Source organism: Paenibacillus piri (assembly GCF_004354045.1).
GTDB lineage: Bacteria > Bacillota > Bacilli > Paenibacillales > NBRC-103111 > Paenibacillus_S > Paenibacillus_S piri.
This window is the reverse complement of the sequence record NZ_SMRT01000012.1, coordinates 202713-214711: the sequence shown is the minus strand read 5'-3', so window position 1 is coordinate 214711 and position 11999 is coordinate 202713. Positions and strand designations below refer to the sequence as shown.

Below are 11999 nucleotides of genomic sequence, written 5' to 3'. Positions count from 1 at the left end.
ACCTCTAATACATTATATTTTTATAATGTTAATTATTATATTGTAATAATACAATGTAAATTCAAAACCGTAAATATAAAAATTCAATGTCTGCTTCCCGCCGTAATTTGACTCCGGTTTAACCTGTGCTTTGCTGTTTCACATCGGCGTAATTCAGCGTAACGGTACGGTTAAGCGGTATCCGGTCCTCCTTCGCAATCGACCAATGCAGCAGCTTGCGCTCCAATTCGATTTGGATTTGCTCATAATTGGATTCGTTGAACAAATTGTGCAGCTCGTCGGGATCATTGCGGAGATCGTAAAGCTCCCCATCGCCGTTTGCATAAATGTTGAGCTTCCAATCATGCGTGCGTATGCATTTGCCTTTTCCCATCCATGCATCGCGGTATGCGCACCAGACAAAATATCGGTCATCGAACGGATGCTCCGGCCGCACCGTAATATCCGACAGGCGAATCGGCTCGCCTTCCTCCCCGCTCTCGATGACCGCATATTCCCGCGGGACGAACGAATCGTCCTGCAGCAAATAAGGCGCCAGGCTCCGGCCCTGCGCACCGTATGGAACTGGAGCTCCGGCCAGCTCCAGCAGCGTCGGCATCACATCTATCAGCTCGACGAGATGCGGGCTTCGTTTCGGCCCCCCGTAACCGGGCATTGCGACGATAAACGGAACGCGCGTAAACGAATCGTAAAAAGCGTTATGCTTTTGAATCAGCCCGTGCGCCCCCATCGAATCGCCATGATCGGAAGTAAAGACGATGACGGTGTTATCTCTTAAACCGAGCTGCTCCAGCTTCGCGAAAACACGCCCGAGCGTATCGTCGATAAATTGGATCATGCCGTAATGAATGGCTCTGACCTTGCGGATCAGATCATCGTCCGCCGTATCCATCGCATCCATCAGATGCGCGACCTTCTGTCTTTCCGGTTTCCCGGTAAGGTCGTCCTTGGGCGGCAGCGGGACTTTAGCCGGGTCGTAGAAGCCGGCATACGGCTCCGGGGCTTGATACGGCGTGTGCGGGTCAGGGAACGACAGCCACATGAAAAACGGCTGCTCCTGCTTGCGGATGTCCTGCAAGTAAGCCATCGCCGATTCACCCAGCAAATGCGTGCCGCATTTTTCCGGCGGGGCCGGGTTCGCGCCGTGACCGAGCGGACTGCTCCAGCAGTTCAGCTTCGCCCATTCATGCGCAGCCAGCACGCCTTCATCCTCCCGGTAGCCGTCGACGAGATGGCCGTGCTCGGCCAGACGCACATAGTCGAACACGTTGTGCAGCAGGCTCGCCTCCTCCCCTGCAGCGCCGGGATAGCTAAGGGCAGCCGTCGAGGCCGAAGTCATAAACGCGTGATTTTTGCCGATCAATGCCGTCTGATATCCGTTCTGCTTCAGCACCTGAGGCAATGTCGTCTCATTCGGATTGATCAGCATATGGTTGGCATGGCAGCTTATCGTTGAAGCGTACCGGCCTGTCAGCATGGAGGAACGCGAAGGGGAGCAGGCGGGATAATTGCAAAACGCGTAATCGAATACGACCCCTTGTTCCGCAAGCTTCTCCAGATGGGGCGTCCGAACAAGCGGATTGCCGTATAAAGCCAATGTTTCCGCCGACTGCTGGTCGGTTTGAATAAGCAAAATATTCGGCCTGTCCTGGGGTTGAACCCGGGATTGCTCCCGGGCCTGATCCTGTTCCATTTCAAAAACCTCCGTCCTAGTTATAGTTACCCTTTAATCGATCCGATCATCACGCCTTTGACGAAATAACGCTGCACAAACGGATACACAAGCAGAACCGGCAAGCTCGACACGATGATAACCGAATATTTGATGCTCTCGGCAAGCAGTACCCGCTCCGACATCCCGGCGCCCTCAAAGCCCATATTTTCCGTTTGATTCAGGATCAGGATTTCCCGCAAAATCAACTGCAGCGGATACAAGCTGCGATCCTTCAAATAAATAAGCGCATTAAAATATGCATTCCAATGGGCCACCCCGTAAAACAGCACCATTACGGCGATAATCGGCTTGGACAACGGGATGATGATGCTGAATAAAAGCCGGAAATACGAGCAGCCGTCCATCGAAGCCGATTCCTGCAGCTCGAACGGAATGCTGCTTTGAAAAAACGTGCGCATTACAATCAGGTTATACGTCGCGATGGCGCCGGGAATGAGCATTGCCCATACGGTGTTGTTCATGCCGAGCGCCTTGACGACCAAATAAGTCGGAATTAAGCCGCCGCTGAAAAACATCGTCAGCGTAACGACGAACATCAACAGCTGGGCGCCAGGCAAATCTTTGCGCGAAAGCGGGTAAGCGGCCAGCAAGGTCATCATAATGTTGATGGACGTGCCGGCGAGCGCATAAAAAACCGTATTCGCATAGCCGCTCCATATCGATTTATTTTCAAAGACGCGCACGTACGGGTCCAACGTGATCCCTTTTGGCAGCAGCCAGACGTTGCCGGCAATCACCTGCTCCGGATCGCTGAACGATGCGCTGACCACAAACAGCAGCGGATATATGACAATCAGCAGCAGTACCGCAGCCAGCACATAGACGACGGCGTCAAACCGTTTGTCGTCGACCGACTGCAGCCTTCTTGCGGTTGAAACTCGCATAAGCCGAACCTCTCCCTTACCATAAGCTCGTATCCGTCTTTCTCCTTGCCAGCCGGTTCACGAAAATCAGCAGCATAAAGTCAATCATCGAATTGAACAAGCCGGCTGCCGCCGTATAGCTGAACTGACCGCCCTGAATCCCGTTTTTATAAACAAAGGTGGCGATAATGTCGCTCTTGCTGGCATTTAACGCATTTTGCATCAGCAGCGCTTTTTCAAAACCGACATCCATCAAATTACCGATTTGCAATATAAATAATATGATGATTGTCGGCATAATGCCCGGAATAGAGACATGGAACACGCGTTGAAGCCGCGTAGCGCCATCCATCTTGGCCGCCTCGTACAAGGTCGGATCAATGCCGTTCAGCGCAGCCAAGTAAATAATCGAGCCCCAGCCCATATGCTGCCACACGCCCGAGGTGACGAACACCGTTTGAAACCATTCCGCCTTGCTCATAAATTCGACCGGCGATCCCCCGAGAAACGAGATCAACTGGTTTACTTTGCCTGTTTGCGGATGCAAAAAAATGTTCAGCATGCCGACGATCACGACCAACGATAAAAAATGCGGAATATACGTTACATTTTGCAGCCATTTCCGGAACCATTTTTTTTGCAGCTCATTAATAATTAACGCAAGCAGGATCGGAATCGGAAAGCCTAACGCAAGCGAATACAAGCTGAGCGATAATGTATTCCAGACCAAATCCCAAAAGTAGGACGATTCGAAAAAACGCTCAAAATGTTTGAGTCCCGCCCACGGACTTCCCAATATGCCTTTGGACGCTGAAAAATCTTTAAAGGCGATCACGATCCCGTACATCGGAATATATTTGAACACGGCATACCAGAGCAGCGGAAGAAACAGCATGACGTATAATTCATAGCGGACCCGCATTCGCTTTAGCAGCGCATTTTTGGGTTTCCATCCAACCGCCGCCGCTTCTGTCTCTGCATTCATAAAGGATGTCCTCCCCTGATTCGATCGTACAAGAGGCCGGATTCAACCGATTTTTACCCGGCCGCGAACCATTATTTTTTATTGAGCGATTCGTAAGCCTTCTGGTATGCCTTCTCAAGCTCGTCGAGCTTCATTTTTTTCAACGTGGCCGCGTATTCGCCCCATTTATCAAAGCTGAGCTCTCCGATAATAAATTTAGCGATAGATTCATTAATATATTTGTCAATGTCGGTTTTAATCGGAACAATTTCATCCGTCGTCGCTTTATCGAATATCGGCGGTCCGTAGATCGTTTTCGGAATAAACGGTTCCACAAACTTGCTGACCTCTTGCGTCTTCTCGTTTTCCACAATATTGCCTGTCTTGTCCGTCGTCAAAAACGGGAAGGCTCCCCCGGGAACGAGATTCACTTGTCCCAATGCCGCCATCAGACCACGCGAGTCATTTTTAATCGAGTCGTTAATAGCCGGTTTTCCGTCCTTCATCGTAAACGTCTGGCCTTCAATGCCGTATTGATAAAAAATGCTGCCTTCATCGCTGAAGAAATAGTCGACCCAACGGATCGTCGCTTCAGGACTCTTGTTTTCCTTCGTAATGGCGAAGGTGCCGATCGGCGAAGCAAGCGGCCCCGAAGCGCTGTAGCTCTGATCTCCATGCGGCCCTTTAATCGGCGCCATGCCGGTAAACTGACCCTCCACCTTGGTGAACGGATCCGAGGCCTGGATGAAGAACATGCCGATCTTGGCCTGGGACAGATTGCTCCGCCATTTCGGAAGATCGCCCAAATAAAAATCTTTATACAACAGCTTTTCGCTGTACAGCTTGTTCAGGAATATGAGCAGCTCCTTGAACCGTTCATCGGCAAGCCAAATATGCACCTTGTCATCTTTAATGTTAATGTTATAGCCCATTTGCCTGTCGAGTCCCCAGGAACCGGTAAAGGTGCTGAACACCATCCCCATATCCCGCAGCCCTAATGGTATTTCATCCTTTTCTCCGTTGCCGTTCGGATCCTGATCGCGGAAAGCTTTAAGCAATGCAACCAATTCGTCCGGTGTCGTCGGAGCCTTCATGTTTAATTTATCCAGCCATGTTTTGTTGATCCAGATTTTGTCGGTCCGGCCCGAGCTGAGCAAGCGGATGGCCGGCAGCGTATAAATGTGCCCGTCCGCTGCCGTTACCGACTTTCTCGCATCCGGATATTTGTCGAACAAGCTTTTCAGGTTGGGCGCATATTTATCGATAAGCCCTTCCAGCGGAATCAGCATCCCTTCCTGCATGCCGTAACGGGAAATGTCCGTATTGCTCAAGTTAGCTCTCAGAAATACGTCCGGAAGCTCATTGGCCGCGAACAGCAAATTTCGCTTCTCGTCACAGCCCTGCGCAGGCGTCTCCTCATACTGCATGTTCATGTTCGTTTTTTTGGCGTACTCCTTTAAAACAAGCACATCCTTCCAATCGGCATGGTTCGGATCTTTACAGCCGAACACCTTCAAAGAAACAGGCTCTTTGACGATCGGAAAGCCGCTTTGGTTAAACCTGTCATCCACTTTAGCAGATGCGGCAGGGTCACTGACGCCGCCCGGCTGCCCGCTGCATGCCGGCATTAAACCGGTCATCGCGATAGAAGCGGCGAGCAGCAGGAACCTTGTATTGTTGTTGGCCCTCATTGGATACAACCCCTTCGATTTGAAGATTTTTTCCCGAAGCTCTATTATTGTAAGGGCTTTCGACGGGAATCTGTTTTAGTATAATGCGGGTTGAAAGGGCGGTGCGTTGCACATTTTTGCACAATCGTAGCAAATATTTGATATCTTATATTCTCATCCGTTTGGCATAATTGTACGGCGTCTCTCCGGTGGCGTCTTTAAATACTTTTATAAAATAGCTGTAGCTGTTGAAGCCGACTTTGCTGTATATTTCCTTGACCGTACAGGCTCCTTCGCGAATGAGCTGCCGGCTCCGTTCGATCCGGTACTCCGTCATATGTTCCGTGAAGGTCCGGCCCATTTCCTCCTTGAACAGCCGGCTCAAATAAGCTGCCGTTATGCCGAGCCGTTCCGCGGTTTCCTCCAACGTCAAGCCTGCTTGGTAATGCAACCGCACCAGCTCAAGCGCCTGGCCTACATAACGGGAGTGCCCGGCGTCGGTTCTGGCCTTGCGGAGCTCTCCGGCCAAGCGGCCGTATACCGCAGATACCGCCTCCGACGCCCGGTTCGCGTTAATCGGCTGCTTCTGCAAAGCCGCCATTTCGAGGAAAATCCAATCAGCGGCTGCGCCTGCCTTCTTCGCTATTTTTGCGGCGATCTGCAGCAGCTCCGTAACCGCGCGAACGCCTGCGGATGCCGCCCGCCCCGCATCTGCCGGCAAGCATGCGAACACATCCCGCACCACGCTGGCCGCCTCGCCGGCCTGGAGCGAATCCATGGCGGACAGCAGCTCCTTCTCTTGGCGAATAGAGACGCAAGGAACGGCCGGTGCCGCATCGTCCCGGTTCAGGTCCTCTCCGTCCCAGGATTCCAGCTTGCGCAGCAGCTCGCGATATGTCCCTGAAATGCGGCCGATCTCATGCAGCACCGGACTTTGCACGAAGACGGCGGACAGGTTAAAGTACAGCTCCATCGACTTTTCCAACCGCGATATGCAACTGCTCGCATATTGCAGCAGCTTGTGCTCGCTGCGCTCGTCATGAAGCGAAAGCAGCACGGCAAACTTTCCCCGCTCCATATATACCGTGCAGCCTGTGCCGGACTCCCCGATAATTTGCTGGCAAAAATCGGTGATCGAACGAATAAACAATGACAGCTCCTGCTCCGTCATCCGGGCTGAGATCAGCTCATAATTAAAGCACTGCACGATAAACAGCATAAACCTCTGCTTGTCCGATCCCGAGCCGAACACCATTTCATGAAAATGCTCGGAGACGGTGCGCAGGTCGGGAGAGATGCCCAGCAGCAGCTCGCGCATATAGTTTTGGGCCAGGGCGGGGCTCGCCGTCTCCCATTGCTTATGCTCTTTCGCAAGCTGCCGCCTATGTCTCGCCTCCGCTTCAAGCATGCTTCGCACCTTATTCAATACGGCGGTCAAAGCTTCGGCGTTCAGCCTGTGCTTCAGCAAATAGTCGACGGCGCCGAAGCGGAGCGATCCTCTGACATAATCGAACGAATCGTAGCTGCTTAAAGCAATTACTTTTGTAGAAGCATGGTGTACAGATATATGCTCAATCAGTTCAACCCCGTCGATTCCCGGCATATTCATATCCACAATGACCAAATGAGGGCGTTGTTCCTCCATGATTCGCATCGCTTCCGTCCCGTCCCCGGCTTCGTCGCAAAGCGCAAAGCCATGCTGCTCCCAGCGAATTAGAGACCGCAAATGATTGCGTACCAACAGCTCATCATCAACCGTCATAACTGTCCATCGCATCGTCAGCCAAGCCTCCTTTGCTGGGGCAACGTCAATTCCACCGTTGTAAATTCCCCCGGTTGACTGTACAAAGACAGTCCGTACTTGTCGCCAAAAGCAAACTTGATCCGTTCGTTCACATTTTTAAGCCCGATGCCAGCGTTGGATCGGGACTGCACGGCATCCGTTCCTGCTCCGTTTCCGGGTTCATTGTTCAAAATATCCGCAATTTGTTCCTCTGAAATTCCCGTTCCGTTATCGGTCACATCCAGCTTGACCCGTTCCCGGCCCTCTCCATAAATACGAATCCTCACTGTGCCTTGGGCCGTCGATCCGCCCAAGCCGTGGTGCAGCGCGTTTTCAACTACAGGCTGCAGGGTCAGCTTGGGAATCAAACAATCCAGTACAGTTTCTTCCGTATCGGCAACAACCGTCAGCCGATCCAAAAACTTAAACTTCTGGATGCTTATATACCGGTTCACCTGCTCCAGTTCCTCCCGGATGGTGATCATTTCACGGGAGGAGTCGATGGCAAACCTCATGATCTCAATCAGCGATTCGGAAATTTCCTCGATATTGCGGGCGTGCTGGATGCGGGCCAAATATTTAATCGTATTTAGCGTGTTGTACAAAAAGTGCGGGTTAATCTGCGCCTGAAGCGCCTTGTACTCCGCTTCGCGCTTTTGCCGCTCGCGGGCCTGCGTCTCATTCATTGAATCCTGCAAACGGCTCATCATCGAGGTGAACATTTCGCTCAGCTGGCCCACTTCGTCGCTGGAGCGGATTCGCGGCCTGGCATTCAAATGGCCTTCGCGAACGAGTCTCATCGCATTCCGCAGCCGTTTAATATTCCGTGTAATTTGATTGGACAGCACAATCGACACGATCAAAACGGCGACAAGCACGATAGCGGCAATCGTGATGATCTGATCGCGGATATTATGCACTTCGCTTAACAAGGAGCGAAGCGGGACCATGCCGATCGTCGTCCAGCCTGTAAACCCTGAAGAAAATTGAACGGTTAAATAGGGAATGCCGTCAACCGTTACCACTTTATTTTCAAATCCGTCTGATTTGGACTGTATGATTTGCCTTAAGCTTGTGTCAGCCGCAGGCATGCGAATTAGCTCGGGATGCGTATGATACATAATGTTTCGGAACTCATCCAATACGGCGACCATACTGTCTGCAAGCGGTTCGATATCAAACACTTTCCGCACGATACCCGGGTCGAATTCAACGATGCAATAGCCGATGACCTGCCCTCCCTGGCTAACCGGACGGATCAGCATCATTTTCCCTTCCACGGATGAATCGTACCGCAGATGCTTTTTATTTTGCATCAGCGACGGCTCGCTTTTCAGCATGTCAATGACCTCCGGATTAATCCGTCTGTTTCCGGTTTGAAACAGCTTTCCGTTTGTGCCTGCTACTGTGATTCGTTCAATAAACGGCTTGTATGCCGCCATCGAGCTCAAAAAATCTTCCGCCGCCTTTTTTTCCATAAACCAGTCGTAGGCCGGGGCTTCCGTACCGCTCATGACGATGTTTTGAATAATATCTTTGCTGCTCGTTATCACTTTGCTGATTTTATCCGCGTCCTCGATCATCGACTGCAAATCGCCATTGGCGCTGCTGATTCGCTCGGAAATGTAAGCAATCGCATTTCGTTCGATAACTTTGGACGAATTCCAGTAAGCGCTGTAAGCAATCGGTACAATTGCCAAACAGATGACGACGCTGAACGCAATAAACATTTTTCCTTGTATCGTGCGCATGGGACCCTCCGTATCGCTGTAATATTGCGATTTATATATGTACATTATAGCGCTATAATTAGCACGCGGAAAAGACCCGTCTAAGCTATGAACGAGCATGTTTCCAAAACTCGGAACGGTATCGCCCCGGAGATATGCCGGCCACTTTCTTGAAAATATTTTGAAAATACGTTTCGCTTTTATACCCGACAAGCTCTGCGATTTCGCCCATCGATTTGCGGGTGGTGATCAAATATTGCTTGGATACTTCGACCCGGTAACTTATAAGGTGCTGGATCGGGCTTTGCCCCGTCTCCTTCTTGAACAAATGACTAAAATGATAATGATTGAGATGAGTCAGCTTGGCTAAAGTTTTTAAATTAATATCCGTCTGATATTTCTCCTCGATATATCGTTTGGCCATAAGCACTGCGTCTTGCGAGGGACGTTTGCGATATTCGACGTTTTTCTTGTAATGGACAAGCTGGGAGAGACGGCATATCAGTACGCCAAGCAGCTGGTCGGCAATCGCGTCGGATTCCGGCGCCGTGCTTTCATGCTCCATAATGAGATCGTACATCAATTGCTTGACCGGTATAAAATACTCTTCCAGCGCGATCAACTGGGGCCGGTCTCTTTCGAGAAAAAAGTCGGGCGGCAAATCCCGGATCTGCAGCCCTTTGAACCCGATGTACATGGCGTGGAACCTTTCGCTGGTCGATATTTCCTCATGCCAAACGGTCCGGTTATAGCATAGCAAATGCCCGCTTCTGGCCTGGTACGGCTTGCCGTCGACCCGAAAGCTTCCTTCTCCCTCGACGATCAACAGAAACTCCGAATTTTCCTCATGGTAATGCAGCGGATACGAAAACGGCTGTCCCTTGTCCATTCTAAATACTTTGCCGTCAAGCAGCACAGGCATGCTCCTGAATATCGTGGAAACTGACATGTTCATCCCCCAATTCGCAAGATTCAATAGTACTTTACACAACAATGCTCATTGAGATTGTATCTGTTCTATTATACACTTACTTCCAGGAGCGCTCCAAGCATGATCGTATCATTTCAATGCGGAAAGAAGGAATTGTCGAAAATGCCAATTACATTCAAGAAAAAATTTCTGGACTCAAGTCCCTATGAAGCTTGCTCAGTGTTCGATGTCGACAATGACGGCATCCTGGATATTGTCAGCGGCGCTTATTGGTATCAAGGCCCTGATTTCAAGCAAAAACACAAGATATGTGATATCGCCGCGATTAATGACTACCGCGACGATTTTTCGGACTTTCCCATGGATGTAAATGGAAACGGTTTCAACGACTTGATAACCGGCTCCTGGTGGAGCGGCGCCCTCCGTTGGCGCCAAAATCCCGGGAACAGCGGCGCGCTTTGGGAAACGTTCGAAATCGACCAAAGCCCGAATATCGAAACGATCCGCTACTTCGATATCGACGGCTGCGGCGTTCCCGAAATTTTCCCGAATACTCCCGGCGGCCCCCAGATGTTCTATAAGCTGATTCGGGATCATCAGGGAAAAGGGACCGGACAATTTCATAAGGTCGTTATTCACGACGGACTGAAAAGCGGCCACGGCCTCGGATTTGCCGATATTAACGGCGATGGCCGGATGGATGTCGTGCTTGCCGACGGTTGGTTGGAGCAGCCGGAAGATCCGTTCAACGAATTATGGACGTTTCATCCCGAATTCTCGTTCGGATCGGCAAGCATTCCCATTCTGGGGCATGACATAACCGGGAACGGGCTGTGCGATCTCATTGTAGGCCAGGCCCATGACTACGGGCTGCACTGGTACGAACAAAGTCTGGAAGCCGATGGAACGCGGCGCTGGATCAAGCATGAAATCGATATGAGCGTCTCCCAGTACCATGACTTGCTTCTGGTTGATCTGGATCGCGACGGCGAGCTTGAGCTGGTCGCCGGCAAGCGGTATATGGCGCATGATTTCGATCCGGGTGCCGATGATCCGGTAGGCATCTATTATTTCAAGATCGGCAACGGCCGCTTCGAGAAACACGTCATCGATTACGGACCGGCAGGCGAAGCATCCGGGAACGGAATTTACATGTGGATTCAGGATGTAACCGGAAACGGCTATCCCGATATCGTCGCGCCAGGCAAGGAAGGCTTGTTCCTATTCGAAAATTTGGGCCCTCAGGAGTGAGTTGACATGAAAAAGATAAAAATCGGATTTGTCGGAGTGGGAGGCATGGGCCAGATGGCCCATCTGTCCAATTATGCAGTCCTGAAAAACGAATGCGAGATCGTTGCGCTTGCCGAGCCGCGACCGCAAATGGCGGAGCTGGTTGCCCGACGCTACGGCATACCGCAAATTTATGCCGATCATAAGGAATTTCTGGAACGCGCCGATGTAGATGCTATTGTCGCAGCGCAGCCTTTCCGCAATTACCATTCTATCGTACCGGATATTTTACAGGCGGGCGTTCCTGTATTTACCGAGAAACCGATATCGCTGACCGTGGAAACCGGAGAAAGGCTCGTCCGATTGGGCGAAGAAAACGGGGTTCTGCACATGGTCGGCTATCACAAAAGATCCGATCCCGCCATGGAATACGCCAAAACGGTTGTGGAGCAATGGAAGACGAGCGGAGAACTCGGCAAATTACGCTACATTCGGGTCATTATGCCGCCGGGCGATTGGGTCGGCGGAGCCGATGCGCCTCTCGTTACCGACGAGCCTTATCCTTCCATTCAGCCGGAGCCCGGACCGAAAGACTTCGACGATCATCAGACCCGGCAGCTGGACGCTTTCGTCAACTATTACATCCATCAAGTCAACGCCATCCGCTTCTTTCTTCAGGAATCGTACCGGCTTACGTATGCGGATCGCAGCGGCGTGCTCCTGACCGGAGAGAGCGACAGCGGCGTAACGGTAACTCTGGAAATGGCGCCTTACAAAACATCCGTCGAATGGCATGAAAGCATTCAGGTCTGTTTCGAACAAGGCTATGTCCGCATCGACCTGCCCGCGCCTCTTGCGCGCCAGGTTTCGGGAGTTGTATCCATCATGCGCGATAACGGCAAAGACCAGCCTTCGCACTTTCAACCGGTCATGCCGAATATGGCGGCGATGAGAAAACAGGCGATCAATTTCATCGCTGCCGTCCAAGGCATCCGCCCGGCACCCTGCGAAGCGAAGGAAGCGTTGGAGGACCTCAGACTCGCGGAATCGTATATTCGCTTTATGGCCCGATATCAATAACATGGAGGGATTT

At 51.3% G+C, this 11999-nt stretch carries 9 protein-coding genes; 2 read left to right on the top strand and 7 right to left on the bottom strand.

Annotated elements, in window-relative coordinates; all coding sequences use genetic code 11:
• Nucleotides 1-118: 118 nt before the first annotated feature.
• The 7 genes from E1757_RS23150 to E1757_RS23120 all read right to left on the bottom strand — a co-directional run bounded on the left by E1757_RS23150 (nt 119) and on the right by E1757_RS23120 (nt 9694).
• Nucleotides 119-1693 carry a sulfatase family protein gene (locus tag E1757_RS23150; protein ID WP_133232559.1) on the bottom strand — a complete coding sequence of 525 codons (1575 nt, stop codon included), beginning with the start codon at nt 1691-1693 and terminating at the stop codon, nt 119-121.
• 26 nt (nt 1694-1719) lie between these two features.
• Complete coding sequence (locus E1757_RS23145; protein WP_133232557.1) at nt 1720-2619, bottom strand: carbohydrate ABC transporter permease; 900 nt, start codon at nt 2617-2619, stop codon at nt 1720-1722.
• 16 nt (nt 2620-2635) lie between these two features.
• Nucleotides 2636-3583 carry an ABC transporter permease gene (locus E1757_RS23140; RefSeq protein WP_133232555.1) on the bottom strand — a complete coding sequence of 316 codons (948 nt, stop codon included), beginning with the start codon at nt 3581-3583 and terminating at the stop codon, nt 2636-2638.
• Nucleotides 3584-3654: 71 nt separating this feature from the next.
• Nucleotides 3655-5253 carry an extracellular solute-binding protein gene (locus E1757_RS23135; protein WP_133232553.1) on the bottom strand — a complete coding sequence of 533 codons (1599 nt, stop codon included), beginning with the start codon at nt 5251-5253 and terminating at the stop codon, nt 3655-3657.
• A 145-nt stretch (nt 5254-5398) separates the two neighbouring features.
• Nucleotides 5399-7009 carry a response regulator transcription factor gene (locus tag E1757_RS23130; protein WP_133232551.1) on the bottom strand — a complete coding sequence of 537 codons (1611 nt, stop codon included), beginning with the start codon at nt 7007-7009 and terminating at the stop codon, nt 5399-5401.
• A gap of 2 nt (nt 7010-7011) precedes the next feature.
• Nucleotides 7012-8766: a cache domain-containing sensor histidine kinase gene (locus tag E1757_RS23125; protein WP_165972252.1), complete on the bottom strand. Its 1755-nt coding sequence runs from the start codon at nt 8764-8766 to the stop codon at nt 7012-7014.
• An 85-nt stretch (nt 8767-8851) separates the two neighbouring features.
• Nucleotides 8852-9694, bottom strand: a complete 843-nt coding sequence (locus E1757_RS23120; RefSeq protein ID WP_165972251.1) for a helix-turn-helix transcriptional regulator — start codon at nt 9692-9694, stop codon at nt 8852-8854.
• A gap of 102 nt (nt 9695-9796) precedes the next feature.
• On the opposite strand from E1757_RS23120, the gene E1757_RS23115 reads away from it, so the two are divergent.
• Nucleotides 9797-10927, top strand: a complete 1131-nt coding sequence (locus tag E1757_RS23115) for an FG-GAP repeat domain-containing protein (RefSeq protein ID WP_246079423.1) — start codon at nt 9797-9799, stop codon at nt 10925-10927.
• Nucleotides 10928-10933: 6 nt separating this feature from the next.
• Nucleotides 10934-11986, top strand: coding sequence for a Gfo/Idh/MocA family protein (locus E1757_RS23110; RefSeq protein WP_133232545.1), 1053 nt, complete (start codon nt 10934-10936; stop codon nt 11984-11986).
• Nucleotides 11987-11999: the final 13 nt, after the last annotated feature.